A 21126-nucleotide genomic window follows, 5' to 3' on the forward strand; every position below is an offset into this window, starting at 1 on the left:
GGACGGGGAACACCAGGACGGGGGCTCCGTTCCCCAAACCGGAACAACGAGGAAGACGACCGTGCAGGTTTCCGAGATCATGGCGAAAGCGCTGGAGTTCATCTCGCCGGACGCCACCGTGCAGGACGCCGCGACGCTGATGGGGGAACTGGACGTCGGCGCCCTGCCGGTCGGCTCGGCCGACGATCTCGTGGGCATCCTGACCGACCGCGACATCCTGTTCCGTGTGGTGGCGGAGGGCGGCGATAACGCGCGGGTGCGGGTGCGCGAGGTGATGTCCAGCGCGCTGTTCACCTGCCGCGACACCGACACGCTGGCCACGGCAATGGACATCATGGGCGCCTATCACGTGCGGCGCCTGCCGGTGCTGGACGAGGGCGGCCAGGTGGTCGGCTGGCTGACGCTGAGCGACATTTCGCGCCGGCTGCTGCTGGACACCGGCACGATCCGCGATGCGCTGGGCGAACTCAGCGCCAGTGGGCAGGACGTGTGAGCGGAAGCGGCCCGCCTAAAGCCGCAGCCCCATCTGCCGGTTCAGCCGGACCACCAGATCGGCGGGAAGGCCCAGGCGCTGGGCGAGATAGCGCAGGTAGGAGCGGTTGATCGGCGCGTGCTTGTCCACCGTCGCCAGTGACACGGCGTAGAAGCGCGCGGCCATCCGCGGGCCGTCGACCCGACGGATCAACTCCTCCAGGCATTGCGGCTGCTCGACCTGCCGCTGCAGGCGGTCGCGGTCCTCTTCCTCCAGGCTGCTGGTGTTGAGCCTGCTGCGGATCCGGCCGCGCTCCGTCGCGTCCAGTTCGCCGTCGGCATGGGCGGCGGCGGCCATGGCGCGGACCAGCAGATCGGTTTCCTCCGCGTCGAAGCTGCGGAAGTCCGTCGGCGCGCGGTCGAGCAGTTGATGGCGGTTGCGCAGATGGGCGTCCAGAATCTGGCGGGCCAGCATGGTGTGCAGCACCGGCTCGTGGCCCAGGCGCGGCCTCGCCCCGCCGGTTTCCGCCGGCTTGGCGGAGGTGGGAGTGGGGAGTGGGTCCGGGGTGGGCGCCTCCTGCGCACCGCCGAACAGCCGCGTCAGCAGGCTTGGCTTGGTTTGGGTCATCCTGTGGCTACTCCGCGGCCGGTTGCGGCCCGCGCTGCATGGCGGTGTCGATCTGGGTCAGCAGGCGGGAGAAATCGATTGGCTTCGGGTGGTAATCATCGCAGCCCGCCTGCAGCGTCTTCTCGCGGTCGCCGGACATGGCGTGTGCGGTCAAGGCGATGATCGGGATTCCAGAGGTTTCCTGACCCGCCTTCAACTCGCGGGCGGCGGTCCAGCCATCAATGACCGGCAGGTTCATGTCGAGCAGGATGACGTCCGGCCGCTCGTCGCGCGCCATGTCCACGCCCTGGCGGCCATCGAAGGCGAGAACGACGTCGAACCCGCGCCGCTTCAGCCGGCGCGACAGGAAGTCCCAGATTTCCTCGTGATCCTCGACCAGCAACAGCTTAGCCATCGGTACCTCCCGTTCCGTCCGCCTGTCCCGCTCCCTTGCCCGCTTCGGGGGGAGGGGGCCGCAGGCGTGCGATCGCTTCCTTCAACTCTTCGATCATCCCATCCGATCCATCCTCTGCCATCGGGATGATGTCGCGGACCCGGCCGCGCAGTTCCTCCGTCTCATCGCGCCCGATTTCCTGGGCGGCAACGACGATGACGGGGATGCGGCACCAGTCCGGGTCGCGGCACAGCGCCTTGAGGAAATCGAAACCATCCAGACCGGGCGTGAAGGGGTCGAGCAGGATGACGGTCGGCGTGGCGGCGGCGAGCCGGCGGAAGGCCTCCTCCTCCGTCTCGGCCTCGGCGACCTGCCAGCCGTCGCGGCCCAGCTCGGCGCCCAGCAGGGCACGGGTCTCGTCGGCTTCCATCAGCACCAGCGCCGTGCCGGGAGCCTGTCCGCTGAGGCCGCTCAAAACCCGGTGCAGGCGCTGCCAGTCCACCGGCTTGGTGAAATAGTCGGCGGCGCCCAGCGACAGGGCCAGCCCCTTTTCCCGGCGGGACGAGATGATGATGACGGGAATGTCGGCAAGGTCGGGCTCGGCCTTCAGCACCGACAGCACCGACCAGCCGTCGGTGCGCGGCATCATCACGTCCAGCAGGATGGCGCGCGGACGGATCTGCCGGGCGATCGACAGGCCGGTCTGCCCGTCGGCGGCCAGCGCCACGCCGTAGCCCTCGCGGTGAAGGAAACGGGCGAGCAGTTCGCGCATCGCCTGTTCGTCGTCGATGATGAGGATGGTCTCGCGCGCGGCCTGCGCCGGCGGCACCTCTTCGAGGCGAACCGGTCCGGCCTCGGCGGAGCCGGGCAGCCTACTGTGCCGCAGGTCGGCCGGCAGGCGCAGGGTGAAGCTGGTTCCCTTGGCCGGCGCGGTGTCGATCGCGACCTCCCCGCCCAGCATGTCGGCGAAGGCCTTGGTGATCGCCAGACCCAGCCCGGTCCCGCCGAAACGGCGGGTGGTGGAGCTGTCGGCCTGCATGAAGCGTTCGAACAGCCGGCGGACCTGTTCCGCCGTCATGCCGATGCCGGTGTCGGTGACGCGGAAGACGACCATGTCGACCGGCGAGACTTCACCCGCGCCCTGCGGGCTGGGGGGCGCCCGTTCCACCGACAGGGTAACGGTGCCGTTCTCGGTGAACTTCGCGGCGTTGCTCAGCAGGTTGAACAGGCACTGGCGCACCTTCACCACGTCGGTGTGCATGCGCCCCACGTCGTCCGCCACCTCCACCGCCAGCCGGTTGCCCTTCTTGGAGACAAGCGCCTCCACCGTCGCGGCGACCTCGCGCGTCAGGTCGGCGATGTCGGCATCCTCGCCATGCACCTCCATCTTGCCGGCCTCGATCTTCGAGATGTCGAGAACGCCGTTGATGAGGGTCAGCAGATGGCGGGCGTTCGCCTCGATCTTCTCCAGGTCGGGCAGCATGCTGTCGACGCCGAGGTCGGCCAGCTCCTCCTCCAGCATTTCGGTGTAGCCGATGACGGCGCTGAGCGGGGTACGCAGCTCGTGGCTCATGTTGGCGATGAACAGGCTCTTGGCCCGGTTGGCCTCCTCGGCGGCGAGGCGGGCGGCTTCCAGCTCCTCCTCCGCCCGCTTGCGCACGCTGATGTCCTGCATGGCGCCGATCATGCGCTGGGGCTGGCCGATCGGGCTGCGCAGGACGAAGCCGCGGTCGAGGATGCTGGCATAGCTGCCGTCGGCGCGGCGGAACCGGTATTCGTCGTTCCAGCGCGTGCCGCCGCCGTCGATCACCGCATGGATGCCGGTCACCACATGGTCCTGGTCGTCGGGGTGGATGTGGTCCATCCACCAGGAGGCGGAGGTCTCCGACACATCCTCGCCATAGCCGAAGAGGGTGCGCACCGCCTCGTTCCAATGGATGCGGTCGGACGACAGGTTCCAGTCCCAGATGGCGTCGTTGGTCGCCTGGGCCGCCAGCCGGTAGCGTTCCTCCGTCTCGCGCAGCGCCTCCTCGGCCCGGCGGCGGGTGGTGATGTCGGTGTGGACGCCGACCCATTCCTGGACGGTGCCGCCGGCGTCCAGCAGGGGCACGGCGCGGACCAGCATGTCGCGATAGACGCCGTCGTAGCGGCGCAGGCGGTGCTCGGCCTTGTAGACGGTCTTCCCCGCCCGCGCGGCGCGCCAGGCCTCCGAGGTGTGGGGGCGGTCGTCGGGATGGATGGCCTCGACCCAGCCGGTTCCCTTCAACTCGTCGAAGGTCTGGCCGGTGAAGCTGCTCCAGCTCGGCTGCGGGGTCTCGAAACGGCCGGCGCCCGACGTGCTCCAGACGATGGCGGCGGTCGCCTCGACCAGCGAACGGAAGCGCGCCTCGCTGAGGCGCAGCTTTTCCTCCGCCCGTTTGGCGTCGGTGGTGTCCCAGGTGACGCCGATCAGGGTCAGGCTGCGTTCCGGCGTGCCGTCGGTGACCACGCCGCGCGCCACCGCCCAGCGCACCTCGCCCGACGGCAGCAGGATGCGGAATTCCGCGTCATACTCGCCACGCCGGCGCCGGGCGGTGTCGATGATCTGACCGATCCGTGGCTGGTCGTCGGGATGGACGCGGCTGGTCACGTCCTGCCCGCGGATCGGCTCCTCTGCCGTGAAGTCGAAGATCTCGCGCAGCCGGGGATCGGCCTCGATGCGGTCGTCCTCCAGGTTCCAGGACCAGGCGCCGATCCGCGCGGCACTGAGCGCCAGCTGCAGCCGGCGTTCCGCCTCCATCATGCGGGATTCGGCCCGGCGCTGTTCGGTGACGTCGGTGTTGGTGCCGAGCCAGCGCAGGATGCGTGCGTCCCGGTCGCGCACCGGCACGGCGCGGGACAGGAACCAGCGGTATTGGCCGTCCTTGCCGCGCAGGGGGAAGGTGTCCTCCCACGGTTCCCCCGCCCCGATCGCGCGGAAGAAGCCGTCCGACGCGCGGTCGACATGGTCGGGGTGGTGGACGCTCCGCCAGTTCCAGCCTTCCGTCTCACCCGGCTCGGCCCCGGTGAACTCGTACCAGCGCCGATTGTACCAATAGACGGCGCCATTGGCGTCGGCCATCCAGGTCAGTTGCGGGATCAGGTCGGCGAGGCTGCGGAACTGGGCCTCGTTCTCGCGCAGCAGCGTCTCGGTGCGGCGTCGCTCGGCGGCGTCGCGGGCGCGGTCGATGGCGCCGCCGAGCAGGTTGGCGACCCCCTGGAGGAAGGCGGCGTCGGCCTCAACGAAGCGGCCGTCGCGGCGGCTGTCGACCTCCAGCACGCCGAAGGGCTCGCCCTCGCCACGGATGATGACGTTGATGGCGCGCTTGACCCCGTGTTCGGCCAGCAGGTCGGGGCAACGGAAGCGGGACTCAAGGCCAAGATCGTTGGAGATCACCGGCTCGCCGGTCTTCAGCGCGTAGCCGGCGGGGGAGGCGAGGTCGGCGCCGAGCGACCGATGCCCGACCACGCCGGGGTTCCAGCCGACGCCGGCGCGGACCAGCAGGCGTTCGGCGCCGTCCGGATCCTCCACCCATTCCAGGACCTTGCACAGTTCGGCCTCCAGCCCTTCGGCGCACAGGGTGGTCGCCTGTTGCAGCAGGGCGTCGATGTTGGCGCTTTTCAGGGCGGCGATGCCGAAGCGGGCCAGCAGATCCTGCTGCCTCTCCCTGCGGGCGAGGCGTTCGGCGAGGTGGCTGTCGGTTTGGGCGATCCGGGCGGAGGGCCGGGCGGAGGGTCTGGCGGGGGGCATGAACCATGTACGGGCGGGGAGCGACGGCAATTGAACAGCCGGCCGCGGCATTCGTCCGCTCCGGCGTGGCGGATTACCGCCGTAGACCCGCAAGATCGCAGGAGGGCCACGTCCCGATGGGGCGGGCCCCCATTCCTCCGATGCGATATGACCAGTGAGCGGCGGTACGAATGGCCGTCGGCGCTGTTGAATGGTCGCGGGGGTGGTATGGCTGCCGGCCGCCCCCGAGAAGCCTTGTTCTTTGTCTGGAGTATCTGTGGAATGGCTCGTGTCACCGTCGAGGATTGCGTCCTTCTTATCCCCAACCGTTTCGATCTGGTGATGATGGCGGCGCAGCGTGCCCGCCAGATCGCCGGCGGTGCGCCGCTGTCGATCGACCGCGACAACGACAAGAACCCGGTCGTCGCCCTTCGCGAGATCGCGGACAAGACGCTGTCGCTGCCCGACCTGCGCGAGAATCTGATTCGCGGCCATCAGAAGATCGTGGAGACCGACGAACCCGAGGAGGAAATCGTCGAACTGATGGCGGACGAGAACAGCTGGATGCACACCAGCGACACCTCGCTCGCCGACGAGGACAGCATGAGCGACGCCGAGGAGGACATCACCGAGGACGACGACATGGCTTCGGAGATGGACCGGAAGCCGGGTGCGGCCTTCGGCATGTCGGAGGACGACGTGGTCGGCGACGATGCCGACGGGGATGTAGGGCCGTAACTGCGGAACGCAGGAATAAAGCTGGGACCGATGTCCCGGCTCGGACGTTATCCCTGCGCGCTGCGGCGAACGGATCGGCCGGCGCTCGTCCTCACCCGCCCTTCCACCGCAGTCAGGGTCCCGGCCAAATCATGGATCATGCAAACGCCTGGGCTCCCCCATCGCCCGTGCCGCCAGCCCTGTCGCATCCGCTTTCCCGTGAGGGCGTCAGGCTGGTGCCGGCGACCGTCTGCACCGGATCCGCGATGGCGGAGCGGGAGGAGACGGTCATCGACGAGGTGCCGGTCGGGCTGGTCTATGCCGGCGACCTCTTCTCCGTCATGCTGGCGACCCCGACCGACCTTGAGGATTTCGCCACCGGCTTCTCGCTGAGCGAAGGAATCGTCGGCAGCGCCGAGGAGCTGGCCGTCACCGCCATCGACGAGGTGACGGACGGCGTGCGCATCCGCATGGAACTGCCGGTGGAGCGGCTGGCCGCCTTGCTGCGGCGCAAGCGCAACCTGATGGGCGGCTCCGGCTGTGGCCGTTGCGGCACCGACAGCTTCGCGGAGGCGCTGCGGCCGCTCGACCCCGTCCGCTCCACCGCCCGCATCGCGCCCGACGCCATCCGCCGCGCCATGGCGGCCTTGCCGTCGGGGCAGCGGCTGAACCGGGAGACCGGGGCCGTCCATGCCGCCGGCTTCGCCCATCCGGACGGGCGGCTGGTCGCCGTGCGCGAGGATGTCGGACGGCATAACGCGCTCGACAAGCTGATCGGTGCGCTGGCCCGCGCCGGTGTCGACCCGGCTGCCGGCTTCGTCGTGGTGTCGAGCCGCTGCTCCTTCGAGATGGTCCACAAGACCGCTGCGGCCGGCATCCCGCTGATCGCCGCCATCTCCGCTCCGACATCGCTGTGCGTCGGCTTCGCCGAGGCGGTGGGCGTGGGGGTGGTCGCCTATGTGCGTGACGGCCGCTTCACCGTCTATGCTGCTCCCTCGCGGGTGCTGACGCCGGCGTGATCTCCACCCAGGCGGAGCCGCGGCGATCTGCCGCCGGCTGGAAGTCTGGACATCGGCCTTGCGCGGGCCGACCATCTCCGCATCCGCTGCCAAGCGCACGGGACCGGCCGTTGTTGCCCTCCCGCCGCAGGCATCGCCTGCCTGCCTGACAGCGGCACGGAGGAGAGCACATGTCCATGGACAAGGAAATGATCGTCGCGGCACTACGTCACGCGGCGAGCCTGCACGAAGGCACCTATCGGCCCGACCGGGCGCGCACGCCCTTCGTCTCGCACCTGTCGGAAACGGCGGAACTGGTGGCGCAGGCCGGCGGCAGCCCGGCCGAGATCGCCGCCGCGTGGCTGCACGACGCCGTCGAGGATGGGCTGACCACCGTCGCCGATCTGGCCGAGCGGTTCGGCCGGGAGGTCGCCGACCTCGTCGCGGCGGTCAGCGACGCGCCGGAGGATGTCGGCAAGGCGATCTCCGAGCGCAAGGCGATCCAGGCCGCCCGTCTCGCCGCCGCGCCGGAGGGCGCCAAGCGCATCAAGCTGGCCGAGCAGATCTCGATCCTGCAGGCACTGGCGGTCGAACGCCCGCTGTCGTGGAGCGTCGAGCGGGCCCAGGCCTATGTCGAAGGCTCCCGTCTCGTCGCCGAAGCTTGCGCCCCCGCCAGCCCGCTGCTGGCCGAGCGCTACGCCGCCGCGCTCGCCGGGGCGACGCACTGACGGCACCCAAGGTGGGCGGCAACCAGGGCAGGCGGCGGTCAGGTCAGAGCGCCGACGAGCGCCACAGCCAGACCAGACCGGCGACCGCCCCGGCGGCCAGCAGGACCAGCACCAGGATGATGGCAAGGGCGGTGCGGCGGTCCTTGGCCTCGCGCTGTTCCGCCTCGCGCCGCTTCTTCAGCAGAAATTGCTGCTCCGGGCTGAGGAAGCGGCCGGCAGCGGCATCGGGGGTGGGCACGTAGCGCACCCGGCCGCGAGCCTTGGCCGCCTTGGCCGTGGTCGCCGCAGTCCCTCTCACGGCGGTCGTCAAACCACCTTGGGACGGGCGGCCCGTATTGATCGGCTCTGCCGCCGCGCCGCGAACCGCGGTCGCCTGCCGGCCCTTGCGCTTGCGTGGCAGCTTTCGCCGTCTGGTCGTCATGCCTCTCCCCCCGCTCTCGATCCTTCACCGCGGCGGGGAGCATAGCCGCCCGGCCTGTCCGGCGCAGCCAATCACAAGATGATCTCCGGAAAGTCACATAGGCTCATGCCAATGGGCGCATGCCAACCGGATTTCCGCGTCGATCCTCCTGCGGCCAACCGGCACATGCCCCAATGGTTTGTGGCGCAAGCGTGAATACTAGTATACCACTTTCATGGTCCGCCATCTCCTGGGTGGGCATAACCGCAATCGGTTGGGAGGGTCACGATGCTCAAGAAGAACGTCTTCAAATCCGGCCATATCCGCTCGCGCCGCCGTCTGCTCGCATCCGCCGCCGCCGGGCTGGCGGTGGCCGCCGTCATCGCGCCGCTGCCCGACGCGCGTGCCGACGACGACGACCCGCAGCAGGTGGAGAAGGCGGTGAACGCGCTCCGCGACGCCATGATGGCCGGCGACGGCGCCACCTTGCGGGCGATGACGATGGACCAGCTGACCTACGGACATTCGAACAGCCGGCTGGAGGACAAGGCGGCCTTCGTCGCCAGCCTGGACGGCAAGAGCGCTTTCAAGGCGCTCGACCTCAGCGACCATTCGATCCAGGTGATCGGCGATGTCGCCGTTGCCCGTCACACCTTCGATTCGGTCAACAACCTGCCGGACGGCAAGACCAACACCGCCCATATCCGGGTGCTGCAAGTCTGGAAGAAAACCGACGGACGCTGGAAGCTGCTGGCCCGCCAAGCCTCCCCGCTTCCGGCAGCCTGACGGGGCCGCCTGCCGCCTTCTTCCTTCGTGGTGGGAGGCGGCAGGGACGCTCCAGGACGCTGGCGGCAGGGCGTTCGCCGTCAGCCGGCCTCTAGCGCATGCAATTTCCAACGATCTGGTAGCAGAGCGTGGGATCGCGCCGGTCGTTGTAGCGGACGGCGGTGACCTGCCCGCCATGCAGTTCGAAGGTGGCTTCGCAGTTGTAGGTGCGGGACCAGGTGGTCACGTCGGGCTCCCACAGCATCGGGCCGCGCGGGCCGAGCCAGGGGCTGGGCTCCCAATCCACATCGCGGTCGACCAGCGTCTGCCGGCGGGTGTAGACCAGATACTCCGCATCGCCGGCGACGGCCGACCGTTCCGGCACCCCGGCACAGGACAGCAGGCTGGCCTTGCTCATGCCGACCATCGCCACGGGGGCGCGCAATGCCAGCTCCGCCTGCGGATTGGCACAGGAACTCGCTAGAAGGGTGACGACGGCGAGGCACCCGCCGCGCAAGGCCCAAATCGTCCGATGCCGGCTGTTGGCCATCTCTGGTCCTCCGCGACAGCGCGCAAACAAATGGTACTTTCCCTCAGATAAAGCGTCCTTTCAAATGCACAACGGTGATCAGCCGAGAACCGTGTCATAGAGCAGCTTCAGGTTCAGCACGACGATGACCCCGGCGACGATCCAGGACAGGCCGGCGACCCAACCCGGAACGGCGAAGCGGCCCATCTTGCCGCGGTCGGTGACGAAGCGGACCAGCGGGATGACCGCGAACGGAAGCTGCATCGACAGCACGACCTGGCTGAACACCAGCAGCTGCGCCGTGCCGCTTTCGCCATAGAGCGCCGTCACCACCACCACCGGGATGATGGCCAGCCCGCGGGTCAGCAGCCGGCGCGCCCAGTGCGGCAGGCGCAGCCGCAGGAACCCCTCCATCACGATCTGCCCGGCCAGCGTCGCCGTCACCGTGGAGTTGAGGCCCGACGCCAGCAGCGCCACCGCGAACAGGGTGGAGGCGATGCCGAGACCGAGCAGCGGCGACAGCAGCTCGAACGCCTCGCCGATCTCCGCCACTTCGGTATGGCCGCTGCCGTGGAAGACGCTGGCGGCCAGGATCAGGATGGCGGCGTTGACGAACAGGGCCAGCATCAGCGCGATGGTGCTGTCGACCGTGGCCCAGGTGATGGCGTCGCGCCGCCCCTCCTCCGTCCGCGGATAGGCGCGGGTCTGCACGATGGAGGAGTGGAGGTACAGGTTGTGCGGCATCACGGTGGCGCCCAGGATGCCGATGGCGACATAGAGCATGCCGGGGTTGGTCACCACCTCCGTCGTCGGCACGAAGCCGTGGAGGACGGCGGCGACCGGCGGGGCCGCGGCGACGATCTGCACCAGGAAGCAGCCGGCGATGATGGTCAGCAGGGCGACGACGAAGGCCTCCAGATAGCGGAAGCCCCGCTGCATCAGCAGAAGCACCAGGAAGGCGTCGAGCGCGGTGATCAGGGCGCCGCCGATCAGCGGGATGCCGAACAGCAGGTTCAGCGCGATGGCGGTGCCGATGACCTCGGCAAGGTCGCAGGCGATGATCGCCGCCTCGCACGCCACCCACAGCGTCAGGTTGATCGGACGCGGGTAATGGTCACGGCAGGCCTGGGCCAGATCGCGCCCGGTGACGATGCCCAGCCGCGCCGCCAGCGACTGCAGCAGGATCGCCATCAGGTTGGACAGCATGATGACCGACAGCAGCGTATAGCCGAACTGCGACCCGCCGGCGAGGTCGGTCGCCCAGTTGCCGGGGTCCATGTAGCCGACCGACACCATGTAGCCCGGCCCGGCGAAGGCCAGCAGCCGGCGCAGCCACAGGCCGCCCTGCGGCACCGCGATGGAGGCATGGACCTCCGGCAGGCTTGGCCGGCCGTCCCCGTCCTGGCTGGAGTATCTCCAGGCGCTGGGGGGCGGCACGGCGGCTTCGGCTTCCGACATCGGCGTGTGGCTCCCGGCCGCATTGCAAACTGGTATCAATCAAGTATGTGCCGGGACATCGAGTATGCAAGATGCTATACTTTCCGGAACAAAACTTTTCCGGGGGGCGAAGCGTGACAGTCAGGGGAGGCGATGCATCCGCGCCCGCCGAGACGGCGCTGCCCGATGCCGAACTCCATGCCGAGGGTTTCCGCAAGACGCGGGAGGCGCAGCGCTCCGCGCTGGCCGAAGATTATGTGGAGCTGATCGCCGATTTGATCGAAAACGGGCAGGAGGCGCGGCAGGTCGACATTGCCGCGCGGCTGGGGGTGGCGCAGCCGACCGTCGCCCGCATGCTGGACCGGCTGGCGGCCGACGGGCTGGTCTACCGCAAGCCGTACCGCGCCGTGTTCCTGACCGACGCCGGCCGGCGGATCGCCGAGGAAAGCCGGGAGCGCCACCAGACGGTGGTGGCTTTCCTCCGTTCCCTCGGCGTCAGTGCCGACACCGCGCGGATCGATGCCGAGGGCATCGAGCACCATGTCAGTGCCGAGACGCTGGACGCCTTCCGCCGGGCGCTGGCGAAGGGCGGCTGACCCGTCAGTGCGTTCCGCAGGAGCCGCCGGGGCGCTTACGGGGTAGGGCCGCGTCGCAGCCACAGCATCCTCCGCCGCAGCCGCCGGCCTGTGAGGGGACCGGCCGCCCGGCCAGACGGCGCAGGCGGTTGCGCAAGGATGCCGGCAGCAGGATGGTCCAGGTCACCCAGGCGAAGGCGGCGGCGACGATCAGCCCGACGATGAGGCTTTCCATCATGACTCAGCCTCCCAGCAGGGCGGTGGAGAGCCGGAAGGTGACGAAGGCCGCACCATAGGCGAGCGCCGTCATGTAGCCGATCATCACCAGCATCCAGAACCAGCTGTTGGTCTCCCGCTTCACCACCGACAGGGTGGAGACGCATTGCGGGGCGAAGACGAACCATGCCAGCAGGGACAGGGCGGTCGGCAGGCTCCAGTCCGCCGCCAGCACGCCGGCCAGCGAACCGGACAGCGCGTCGCCCGTCTCGCTCAGCGCATAGACGGTGCCGAGAGCGGCCACAGCCACCTCGCGCGCCGCCATGCCCGGCACCAGGGCGATGGCGATCTGCCAGGTGAAGCCGATGGGGGCGAGCAGCGGGGCCAGCGCATGGCCGAGCATCCCGGCGAAGCTGTAGTCGATGGCCGGACCGGTCGCCTCGTCCGGCGCCGCCGGGAAGCTGCCGAGGAACCACAGCAGGATCATGATGGCGAAGATCACCGTGCCGGCGCGGGCCAGGAAGATGCGCGTCCGCTCCAGCAGGCCCAGCAGGATGTCGCGCGGGCTGGGCAGCCGGTAGGACGGCAGTTCCATCAGCAGCGGCTCGCGGGCGCCCTTGAAGATCGTGCGCTTCAGCACGAAGGCGACCGCCAGCGCCGACAGGATGCCGGCGGCATAGAGGGTGAACATCACCAGCCCCTGCAGCCCGATCATGCCGCCGGCCACCGTCCGGTTGGGGACGAAGGCCGCGATGATGAGGGTGTAGACCGGCAGGCGGGCCGAGCAGGTCATCAGCGGCGCGATCATGATGGTCGCCAGCCGGTCGGCGCGGTTCTCGATGGTGCGGGCGGCCATGATGCCGGGAACCGCGCAGGCGAAGCTGGACAGCAGCGGAATGAAGGCCCGGCCATGCAGCCCGACCCCGCCCATCAGCCGGTCGAGCAGGAAGGCAGCCCGCGCCATATAGCCGGTGGATTCCAGCATCAGGATGAAGAAGAACAGCACCAGGATCTGCGGCAGGAAGATCAGTACGCTGCCCACCCCGGCGATGATGCCGTCGGTGATCAGGCTTTTCAGCATGCCGTCCGGCAGGGCGGCACCGGCGGTGGCCTGCACCCAGCCCAGCGCGCCGTCGATCATGTCCATCGGCACGGCGGCCCAGGCGAACACCGCCTGGAACATCAGGAACAGCACCAGCAACAGAAAGGGCAGGCCGACCGCCGGATGCAGCAGGGCCGCGTCGATGCGCCGGGTGGCGACCGACGGCTTGCCGGCATCCTGAAGGGCGGCGGCCAGGATGCTCTCAACTTCCTGGTGATAGGCGCGCAATTCCCGCGCCGAGGGCTCGCTCCAGCCGCAGGGCGCGGTGGCGAGATCGGTCGTCATCGCCATCATGCTACGGTCGATCTGGTCGAGCAGACCGGTCACACCGCTGCGCTTGACCGCTACCGTCGGCACCACCGGGACGCCCAGCGCCGCCGACAGGGCCGCCGCATCGACACGGCAGCCGCGCGCCTCCGCCACGTCCATCATGTTGAGCGCGAGGATGATCGGACGGCCGAGCTTCTTCAACTCCAGCACCAGCCGCAGATGCAGGCGCAGGTTGGTGGCGTCGGCGACGCAGACCATGGCGTCGGGCGGCGCCTCGTGCTGGAAGCGGCCCAGCACGACGTCGCGCGTCACCTCCTCGTCGGGGGAGCGGGCGCGCAAGCTGTAGGTTCCGGGCAGATCGACGATCTGCACGCGGGTGCCGGCGGGGCTGAGGAATTCGCCGACCTTGCGCTCGACCGTCACGCCGGGATAGTTCGCCACCTTCTGGCGGGCGCCGGTCAGGGCGTTGAACAGGGCGGTCTTGCCGCAGTTGGGATTGCCGACCAGCGCGATGCGCGGCGGCGCGGCCAGAAACGCGGGATTGGAGAGAACGGTATCGGACATCGCGGAAACCCTTCCGCTGGAAGAGGAGGCGACGGCTCAGCCGAGCGTCACCAGAACGGCGTGCGCCTCCGCCCGGCGCAGGGCCAGCGTGTGGTCGTCGATGCGCACGGCAAGCGGATCGGCGCCGGGGAATCCCTCATGCAGGATTTCCACGCGGGCACCTTCGATCAGGCCCATCTCGATCATGCGGCGTTCCAGTTCGCCGGGCGGCAGCGGGGTGACGACGGCGGCCTCGTCGAGGCCGGTCACCACCGCGCGCTGACCCTTGCGCAACGCGCCGAGACGGCAGCTGTCGCCGCTGGCTGGAGGGTCGGCGGAGCCTCTGGGCATCCGGCCGGGTGCTTGGCCGGGAACCAGACGGGTGGCGGGGGAGGGAGTGGCATCGCGAACGGAGGCGGGCAACGGCGGAGTCATCGGAAAACACCTATCGGCAGCACGCTGCAGAGGACGTGCGGATCAGCGGCAATGGCCGCCGACACCATATTGATGCGAATAATTTTCATTTGCGATGTGACGAAGCGCCGCGGAGCCCGCTCGCCGGGCGGGGAGGAGGCAGGGCGAGACTGCCCAATCCCGATGGGGAACAATTTTCTTTATCTTCCCGCCGGGCAGAGGAGCGGCTTTCGGCGCTTCGCCTCCCTCCAACTCGCATGTCATATGAAGATCTGACAGGTGGACCAATTCGAAATTGCAACGTTCAAGTTTTGCTGCGCTGCAACCAAGATGTGCATTGGTTTGCCGGAGCTCGCAAATTGTTAGTTCAAGGATGACCGTTCGGCCTTAAGCATGGTCATTATCTGTGGAAAACCGTACAAAACTCAGTCATTCGAAAATAAAATCGCCGCATTTTTCCAAGTATTTTTTATATCAGTACCTCCAACCGACTACATACCAGCGTATGCATCCACTAAGCGGAAACTTTTATTTCCGATGCAATTTCGGTTTACCAATTCTTTGGAGTTAGCATTTAGCCTCCGAAGCACTTCTTCGCAGCGGTTGTGTGTCTGGAGCCAATAATGCAACCAAATTCGGTCGCACGTCCGCCTGTGACTCTGCCTGTTCTGGCGATAACTGGAATTTGTCTGTTTTCTTTTTTGATTTGTGAAAAATTTTATGGAACTTTCGGGCTGGGGCCCTCTTCTCCTGCCGCACAGGTTGTGATGACTGCCGCACGCAACCATGTGGCGGCCGTTGCGGCTGTGATTTCGGCGGCGTTTGCGGCTGCCGGGCTGCTGCTGCCATCACTGCTGCGCGCGGCCGGCACCACACCCTTGCGGGCGCTGACGGTGGTGGCGGCAGCGATGCTGGCGTGTGGCGCCGGGACCCTGCCGCGGCTCGCGGGTCTGCTGCCGGCCGGGGCGGTGTATGGATTCTTGTATGACGCGGCCGTGCTGTTGGTCGTCTGCCTTCTCTTGGCGTTCGAAGGATTGCTCCTGCTCGCCGCCCGGCCGCGCCGACGGGATGCGGAACCGGCATCTGCGGTGGGTGCCATCCGCGCCGCCCTGTTCCTGTTCATGCTGGCCGAGGAACTGTCGCGATCCTTCCTGCCGCTTTACGTGCGCGAACTCTACACACCCGTTCCCGGCCTGTCGGAGACCCTGATGATGGGCCTGCCGATCGGGCTGTTCATGCTCCTGGTCGCCGTCTTCACGCCCTTTGCCGGCGCCTGGGCCGACCGGTTCGGCTGCCGCCGCACGCTGCTGCTCGGCACCTTGCCGGCGGTGGCGGGGTTTGCCGGGACGGCGATGGCCGGGTCGCTGGTGGAACTGCTGCTGTGGCGCAGCGCCTGCGCGATCGGCTATGCGGTGATGTTCATCGGCGCGCAGGGATTCGTCGCCCGTCACACCCCGGCGGACCGGCGCGCGCGCGGCATGGCGCAGTTCGTCGCCGCGGTGATCGTCGCCGGCCTGTGCGGTGCGCCGCTGGGCGGCATCCTGGCCGATCAGTTCGGCTACCGCGCCACCTTCATGGTCTCGGCGCTGCTGGCGCTGGCTGCGGCGACGGCAGTGACGCTTCTACCGGCCGATCGGGTGGAACGGGTCGGGCGGCGTCCCTTCCGTATGGGCGATGCGGCCGCGCTGCTGGCCAATCCCCGATTCCTGGCGCTGCTGCTGTTCTCGTCGGTGCCGACGAAGCTGATGCTGACCGGATACCTCTTCTATCTCGTCCCCGTTTCCCTCCATGCGGCGGGAGAGACGCCGGCCGGGATCGGCCGCCTGATGATGGCCTATGGGCTGATCATCGTCCTGCTCGGCCCCTGGGTGTCGAGGGCGGCCGACCGGACCGGACGCCACGCCCTGTTCGCCGGTCTGGGCGGGCTGGTCGGCGGAGCCGGCACCCTGGCGATCCTGCAGGAGCAGGGCGTCGCCGGGATCCTGATCGGCATCGCGGCGCTCGGTGTCGCCCATGCCTTCAACAATGCCACCCAGTTGGCCCTGGTGCCGGAGATCTGTCGCGCTGACTGCGCCCGCATGGGCGAATCCAGCGTCTTCGCGGTCTATCGCCTGCTGGAGCGTGGCGGTTCGGTGATCGGTCCGCTGCTGGCCGCCGCACTTGCCGACCGCTTCGGGATTCAGGCGGCGCTGGTGGCGCTGGGCGTGCTCGGCATGCTGTGCGGCACGGCCTTCTGTGCGGTCTTCCTACTGACCCCAGCCACCTCGCCGACGGCGGGGGAGGCCGTCCGATGATTTCGCCGGCAGCCCTGCCCCGCAAGTCGACTTTACACCCATCGACCCCACACCCATCGATCACGGAGGCTTCGACGCCCATGCCTGACCAGATGCTCGTGGAGCCCCTTCGGACCATGCCCATCCCCTCCTCCTTTGCCGGAGAGGCTCTTCCCGCTTACGGCCGCCACGACCGCGCCATGGAGGCGCTGCGTGCCACCCTGGACGCGCTCGGCGTCGGATCGGCCGAGGACATGAGCTGGAAGGATTATGAAACGATCATGCGGGTGATCGAACCGCTGGTCGGCGCCGGCCACAGGCTGCGCCATTTCGACTATACCCACAGCGCCGCACTGCAGTCCGGTACGGTGGAGCGACTGCGCTCCGACTACACCATCCGCCTTGCCTACACGGAATGGGGCAGCCCGCAGAAGCCGGCATTGTTGTGCCTGGGCGGCATCGCCAACTCGGCCCGGCGTTTCGACTATGTCGCCCGCGCGCTGTCGCACCACTATCACGTGCTGTGCCTCGATTGGGCGGGGCGCGGGCGCAGCGGCTGGCTGGCGGACCAGTCGGACTACAGCTTCGACGGCAACGTCGCCCAGGTCCTGGCGCTGATCCGGCACAAGCAGCTGGGGCCGGTCACGCTGCTGGGCTCCTCGCTCGGCGGCAGTGTGGCGATGCGGGTGGCGGCGGAGGCGCCGGAACTGGTCGACCGCCTGATCCTGAACGACATCGGCCCCTTCATCCCGACCGAGCGCCGCCGCCGCCGCGCCGAATCCGTCGCCCGTCATTATGTCTTCCGCCATCCGGCCCAGCTTTTCCACCGCACCGGGGCGGCCCAGAAGAACGACGGGCCGGTGGACGACACCGTTCTGCTGCACAACAGCTTCCACCAGACCCGCTGGTCGGAGGAGAACGGCGGCCGGGTCTACCGCCACGACATCCGCGCGCTGCAATGCTACCGCGACGGTGCCGCCCAGGACCACGACCAGTGGGACGACTGGCAGCGCATCGAGTGCCCGGTGCTGCTGGTGCACGGCATGATGAGCGACGCCCTGCAGGAGGCGACCATCGCCCGGATGACCGGGAAGCCGGGGGTGAGCGTCCTGCATGTGCCGGACGTCGGCCATACCCCGACCCTGAGCGATCCGCTGCACATCGATGCGCTGGCCCGCTGGATGTCGGCGCCGCATTCCCTGCCGGCGGAAAGCACCCTCGGCTGGACCGCGGGCGCTGCCCGCATCCTGTTCCGCTGAGAGGGCCGGCGATGACCGACGGCTTCCACTTCGTCCGCCATGGCGAAACCGCGGACAACCAGCGTGGTGTGCGCTGCGGCGGCGACCGCGATGTGCCGCTGACCGACCGCGGGATCGAACAGGCCCGGTGGGAGGCGGAGCGGTTCCGCCGGTCCGGACGACCCTGCGGCCTTGTGATCGCCGGGCCGTTGCAACGCACTGCCGTCACCGGCGCGGTGTTCGCCGAAACGCTGGGCGTCCCGCTGCTCCGGCGCGACTGGCTGCGGGAGCGCAGCCTGGGCGAATGGAACGGTCTGGCGATTGAGTTGACCCGCCCCTGGTTCGCCGCCGGAGAGACGCCGCCGGGCGGAGAGAGCGAAGGCGCCTTCGCTGCGCGCGTCCTGGACGGCGTCGATGAACTTGCCAACGGGCCCGCCGGCCTGCTGGCGCGCCGGCCGCTTCTGGTCGGCAGCAAGGGAATCGGCCGCATCCTGCTGCACCGCCTCGCCGGGCGGCCGGGGGTGGAGCTGGGGAATTGCGAGGTCGTGGCCTTCACCCGCCTGTCCGCCCCGCCGGGCGGCCCGGGATGGTGGCGTTGCGACCCGGTGGAGAGCCCGCTGGAGGCAAGAGCCGGGGCCTGCTGCCCGGCCTGACCTTCGAGCCGGTCTGACGACCAATCGAAAATCGATGCGTGAATGCCGCGCGATGCCGCGTGGATCAGGAGTGAGGAGAAGGGCGATGAAGCTCAAGATTGGTACGCGGCTCATGCTGCTGGTGTTCGGTGTGGCGCTGCTCAGCACGCTTGCCGGCGCCACCGTTCATCTGACGGGAACGCGCACGAACCTGATCGAGCAGCGCAAGGCCAAGGTCAAGGAGATGGTCGATGCCGCCGCCTCCGTCATCGCGCTGTATGGCGAGCAGGAGAAGTCCGGGAAGCTGACGCGCGATGAGGCGCAGGATCGTGCCCGCAGCGCCGTGCGCGCCATGCGCTACGGCAATGGCGAGTATTTCTTCGTCTACGACTATGCGGGCGTCAGCCTGGTTCATGGCCTGCGTCCGCAGGTGGAGGGCAAGAACCTGCTGAACCTGAAGGACCCCGATGGTGTTCCCTTCAACGTGTTGATGACCGACGCGGCCAAGTCGGGCGGCGGTTTCGTCGCCTTCCGCCACAAGCGCAGCGACGATGCCGAGCCGACCCCGAAGATCGCCTATGCCGCCGGCTATCAGCCCTGGCAGTGGATGATCGGCACCGGCGTCTATACCGACGACGTCGATGCGGAATTCCGTGCCCGCGTCTGGCGCGAGATTGAAGTCTCGCTGCTGCTGCTGGCGATCAGCGTCGGCATCGGCATCTGGGTGTCGCGTGGGATGTCGCGTCCGCTGCTGGCGATCCGCGACGTGCTGGGCCGCATCGGCGGCGGTGACCTGACCGTCGCCGTGCCCCATGCCGACCGCCCCGACGAGATCGGCGACATGGCCCGTGCCGTCGCCGGCCTCGCCACCACCCTGCAGGGTGCCCGCGACGAGAGCCAGCGCGGCGAACTGGAACGTGCCGCCCGCGATCTCCAGCGCGAACGCCTGTCCGCCCGGGCCGCCGAGTTCGCCCGCGCGATGGACGAGGTGGTGGCGACGCTCAGCACCACCACGGTGGCCCTGCACGAACGCACCGCCGCCCTGACCAGCGACGCCGCCAGCACCACCGAGGAGGCGCATGCCGCCGCCGGCGCTGCGCAAGGCGCGTCCGACAGCGTCGAATCCGCCGCCCAGGCCAGCGAGGAGCTGCGCGGTTCCATCGCGGCGATCAGCCGTCAGGTGGAAAGCGCCGCCCAGACCGCGTCCCGCGCAGTGACGGAAACCGCCAACACCACCGGCATCGTCACCGGCCTTGCCTCCGCTGCCGAACAGATCGGCGCGGTGGTGGAGTTGATCAACTCCATCGCCGGCCAAACCAACCTGCTGGCGCTGAACGCCACCATCGAGGCGGCGCGCGCCGGCGAGGCCGGCAAGGGCTTCGCGGTCGTGGCGAGCGAGGTGAAGAGCTTGGCCACCCAGACGGCGAAGGCGACCGAGGACATCCAGTCGCAGGTCGGGGCGATCCGCGGGGCGACCGCGAACGCCATTAGCGCGATCGAAAGCATCGCCGGCCTGATCACCAACCTCAGCGCTCTGAACGGCGAAGTGGCGTCGGCGGTGCAGCAGCAGGAGGCGGCGACCCACCAGATCTTCGCCAACGCCCGCACCGCCGCCGACAACTCCCGCCGCGTCACCAGCAGCGTCGGGTCGCTGTCCTCCACCATGACCACCACCAGCGAACGGATGCGTCTGGTCTCCACCAGCGTGGAGAGCGTGTCGCAGCAGTCGGAGCGGCTGAAGGACGAAGTCCAGCGCTTCGTGTCGGAGGTCAATGCGGCCTGATCGGCCTACCTGATCGAGCGGCGGCAGGGGGCGGATATCCGGCGGTTCAGGCCGCCGGGGTCCGCCCCGCTTTCTTTCCGGCCGCGATTCAGCCCTTGCCCCGTCCGGGGACCGGCAACCAAATAGGGGCCATCGAACGGGAAGGTACAGGATGACAGAGACACAAAAGGATCCCTTCGCCGCGGCGGCATCCTTCAACGCCGGGGTCTATGGCACCGGACTGCGGCCGGTGCGGGCGGACCGGCTGGCGGAGGCCGTTCGGCGGCTGTTACGGGCGGCGGGCAGCGAGGCGGAGGAGGCGGCCGTCGTCGCCGACCATCTGGTGGAAGCGAACCTGCGCGGGCATGACAGCCACGGCGTCGGCATGCTGGCGATGTATATGCCGGCGATCGCCGCCGGGCTCTTGCGGCCCAACCAGCATGCGGCGGTGATCGGCCGGTCCGGTCCCTTCCTGGCGGTCGGCGGCGGCAGCGGCTATGGACAGGTGATCGCGCGCGAGGCGATGGACCTCGCCATCGAACAGGCGCGGCGGGATGGGCTGGCGGTGCTGTCACTGCGCGACAGCCACCATATCGGCCGCGTCGGCTCCTATGGCGAACAGTGCAGCGACGCCGGGCTGGTGGCGCTGGCCTTCGTCAATGTCGTCACCCGCCCGGCGGTGGCGCCGCATGACGGCACCCGGCCGCGGCTGGGCACCAACCCGATCTGCATCGCGGTTCCGGGTACGGGTTCGACTCCGGCCCTGGTGCTGGATTTCGCCACCAGCGCCGTCGCCGTCGGCAAATGCCGCGTCGCCATGGGCAAGGGGCAGGAGATGGCGCCCGGCCTGCTGCTCGATCCGCAGGGGGAGCCCACACAGGACCCCGGCGTGATGTTCCAGGACCCGTCGGGCGCACTGCTGCCGCTGGGCGGGCACAAGGGTTTCGGGCTGGCGCTGATGTGCGACGTGCTGGCCGGTGCGCTGGCTTCGGCGATGCCGGGCACGCCGTCGCACCAGAACTCCGGCCGGGTGATGAACAACATGTTCGCCATCGTCTTCGACCCGGCGCGTGGCGGCAACGCTCAGTGGGCGGTCGATCTCGACGATCTGGTCGCCTATGTCCGCGACACCCCGACGGCGCCGGGGGCGGATGCGATCCAGATGCCGGGCGAGCCGGAAAGCCGCACCCGCCGCCAGCGTCTGGCCGACGGCATCCCGCTGGACGGCGCCACGCTGGCGATGCTGGACAGCCTGGGGCGGGAGCGCGGGTTGGAGTTGGGCGAACTGCTGGCCTGACGGCCGGCGG

The 21126-nt window shown here is 68.9% G+C and carries 20 protein-coding genes; 11 read left to right on the top strand and 9 right to left on the bottom strand.

The features are described 5' to 3' along the window. The first annotated feature begins 61 nt into the window (after positions 1 to 61). Positions 62 to 493, top strand: a complete 432-nt coding sequence (locus M5E06_RS26715) for a CBS domain-containing protein (protein WP_252140815.1) — start codon at positions 62 to 64, stop codon at positions 491 to 493. Between the two features lie 15 nt (positions 494 to 508). On the opposite strand, the gene M5E06_RS26720 is transcribed toward M5E06_RS26715, so the two are convergent. From M5E06_RS26720 to M5E06_RS26730, 3 genes are read right to left on the bottom strand one after another with little or no spacing between them, the layout of a single operon-like run. Then, the gene (locus M5E06_RS26720) at positions 509 to 1099 is read right to left on the bottom strand and encodes a DUF533 domain-containing protein (protein WP_252140816.1); all 591 of its coding nucleotides are present in this window, start codon (positions 1097 to 1099) and stop codon (positions 509 to 511) included. 7 nt (positions 1100 to 1106) lie between these two features. After that, the gene (locus tag M5E06_RS26725) at positions 1107 to 1493 is read right to left on the bottom strand and encodes a response regulator (protein ID WP_252140817.1); all 387 of its coding nucleotides are present in this window, start codon (positions 1491 to 1493) and stop codon (positions 1107 to 1109) included. Next, a complete protein-coding gene (locus tag M5E06_RS26730) occupies positions 1486 to 5241 on the bottom strand; it encodes a PAS domain-containing protein (protein ID WP_252140818.1) in 3756 nt (1251 codons plus the stop codon). The genes M5E06_RS26725 and M5E06_RS26730 overlap by 8 nt, the downstream gene beginning before the upstream one ends. A gap of 261 nt (positions 5242 to 5502) precedes the next feature. Here M5E06_RS26730 and rpoZ point away from each other — a divergent pair, with 261 nt between their 5' ends. The 3 genes from rpoZ to M5E06_RS26745 all read left to right on the top strand — a co-directional run bounded on the left by rpoZ (position 5503) and on the right by M5E06_RS26745 (position 7663). Then, on the top strand, positions 5503 to 5958 hold the full coding sequence (gene rpoZ / locus M5E06_RS26735) for a DNA-directed RNA polymerase subunit omega (protein WP_252140819.1): 456 nt from the start codon (positions 5503 to 5505) through the stop codon (positions 5956 to 5958). 131 nt (positions 5959 to 6089) lie between these two features. Next, positions 6090 to 6956 (top strand): formate dehydrogenase accessory sulfurtransferase FdhD, encoded by an 867-nt coding sequence (gene fdhD / locus M5E06_RS26740; RefSeq protein WP_252140820.1) that lies wholly within the window; start codon positions 6090 to 6092, stop codon positions 6954 to 6956. Between the two features lie 170 nt (positions 6957 to 7126). Then, positions 7127 to 7663 carry an HD domain-containing protein gene (locus M5E06_RS26745; RefSeq protein WP_252140821.1) on the top strand — a complete coding sequence of 179 codons (537 nt, stop codon included), beginning with the start codon at positions 7127 to 7129 and terminating at the stop codon, positions 7661 to 7663. A gap of 43 nt (positions 7664 to 7706) precedes the next feature. Here M5E06_RS26745 and M5E06_RS26750 read toward each other — a convergent pair whose 3' ends face one another. Continuing rightward, positions 7707 to 8084, bottom strand: coding sequence for a hypothetical protein (locus M5E06_RS26750; RefSeq protein ID WP_252140822.1), 378 nt, complete (start codon positions 8082 to 8084; stop codon positions 7707 to 7709). A gap of 267 nt (positions 8085 to 8351) precedes the next feature. Here M5E06_RS26750 and M5E06_RS26755 point away from each other — a divergent pair, with 267 nt between their 5' ends. Then, positions 8352 to 8849: a nuclear transport factor 2 family protein gene (locus M5E06_RS26755; protein WP_252140823.1), complete on the top strand. Its 498-nt coding sequence runs from the start codon at positions 8352 to 8354 to the stop codon at positions 8847 to 8849. Between the two features lie 91 nt (positions 8850 to 8940). Here M5E06_RS26755 and M5E06_RS26760 read toward each other — a convergent pair whose 3' ends face one another. Both M5E06_RS26760 and M5E06_RS26765 read right to left on the bottom strand, forming a co-directional pair. Further along, the gene (locus M5E06_RS26760; protein ID WP_252140824.1) at positions 8941 to 9378 is read right to left on the bottom strand and encodes a hypothetical protein; all 438 of its coding nucleotides are present in this window, start codon (positions 9376 to 9378) and stop codon (positions 8941 to 8943) included. Positions 9379 to 9456: 78 nt separating this feature from the next. Beyond that, on the bottom strand, positions 9457 to 10815 hold the full coding sequence (locus M5E06_RS26765; RefSeq protein WP_252140825.1) for an Nramp family divalent metal transporter: 1359 nt from the start codon (positions 10813 to 10815) through the stop codon (positions 9457 to 9459). A gap of 113 nt (positions 10816 to 10928) precedes the next feature. Between M5E06_RS26765 and mntR the strand changes: the two genes are divergently transcribed. Then, positions 10929 to 11390 carry a manganese-binding transcriptional regulator MntR gene (gene mntR / locus M5E06_RS26770; protein ID WP_252140826.1) on the top strand — a complete coding sequence of 154 codons (462 nt, stop codon included), beginning with the start codon at positions 10929 to 10931 and terminating at the stop codon, positions 11388 to 11390. 4 nt (positions 11391 to 11394) lie between these two features. On the opposite strand, the gene M5E06_RS26775 is transcribed toward mntR, so the two are convergent. From M5E06_RS26775 to M5E06_RS26785, 3 genes are read right to left on the bottom strand one after another with little or no spacing between them, the layout of a single operon-like run. Then, entirely contained in the window at positions 11395 to 11607 is a 213-nt protein-coding gene (locus tag M5E06_RS26775; RefSeq protein WP_252140827.1) for a hypothetical protein, read from the bottom strand. A gap of 3 nt (positions 11608 to 11610) precedes the next feature. Continuing rightward, positions 11611 to 13521 (bottom strand): ferrous iron transport protein B, encoded by a 1911-nt coding sequence (feoB, locus tag M5E06_RS26780; RefSeq protein ID WP_252140828.1) that lies wholly within the window; start codon positions 13519 to 13521, stop codon positions 11611 to 11613. Between the two features lie 36 nt (positions 13522 to 13557). Beyond that, positions 13558 to 13935: a FeoA family protein gene (locus M5E06_RS26785; protein WP_252140829.1), complete on the bottom strand. Its 378-nt coding sequence runs from the start codon at positions 13933 to 13935 to the stop codon at positions 13558 to 13560. 746 nt (positions 13936 to 14681) lie between these two features. On the opposite strand from M5E06_RS26785, the gene M5E06_RS26790 reads away from it, so the two are divergent. The 5 genes from M5E06_RS26790 (at position 14682) to M5E06_RS26810 (ending at position 21116) form a co-directional block, all read left to right on the top strand. Further along, on the top strand, positions 14682 to 16208 hold the full coding sequence (locus M5E06_RS26790) for an MFS transporter (protein ID WP_252140830.1): 1527 nt from the start codon (positions 14682 to 14684) through the stop codon (positions 16206 to 16208). 116 nt (positions 16209 to 16324) lie between these two features. Continuing rightward, on the top strand, positions 16325 to 17446 hold the full coding sequence (locus M5E06_RS26795; protein ID WP_252140831.1) for an alpha/beta fold hydrolase: 1122 nt from the start codon (positions 16325 to 16327) through the stop codon (positions 17444 to 17446). 11 nt (positions 17447 to 17457) lie between these two features. Then, entirely contained in the window at positions 17458 to 18078 is a 621-nt protein-coding gene (locus M5E06_RS26800) for a histidine phosphatase family protein (RefSeq protein ID WP_252140832.1), read from the top strand. Positions 18079 to 18163: 85 nt separating this feature from the next. After that, the gene (locus M5E06_RS26805) at positions 18164 to 19840 is read left to right on the top strand and encodes a methyl-accepting chemotaxis protein (RefSeq protein ID WP_252140833.1); all 1677 of its coding nucleotides are present in this window, start codon (positions 18164 to 18166) and stop codon (positions 19838 to 19840) included. Positions 19841 to 19991: 151 nt separating this feature from the next. Beyond that, positions 19992 to 21116, top strand: coding sequence for a malate/lactate/ureidoglycolate dehydrogenase (locus M5E06_RS26810; RefSeq protein ID WP_252140834.1), 1125 nt, complete (start codon positions 19992 to 19994; stop codon positions 21114 to 21116). The last annotated feature ends 10 nt before the right edge of the window (positions 21117 to 21126 follow it).

Origin of the sequence: Azospirillum sp. A1-3 (genome assembly GCF_023806445.1) — a bacterium.
Taxonomy (GTDB): Bacteria; Pseudomonadota; Alphaproteobacteria; order Azospirillales; family Azospirillaceae; genus Azospirillum.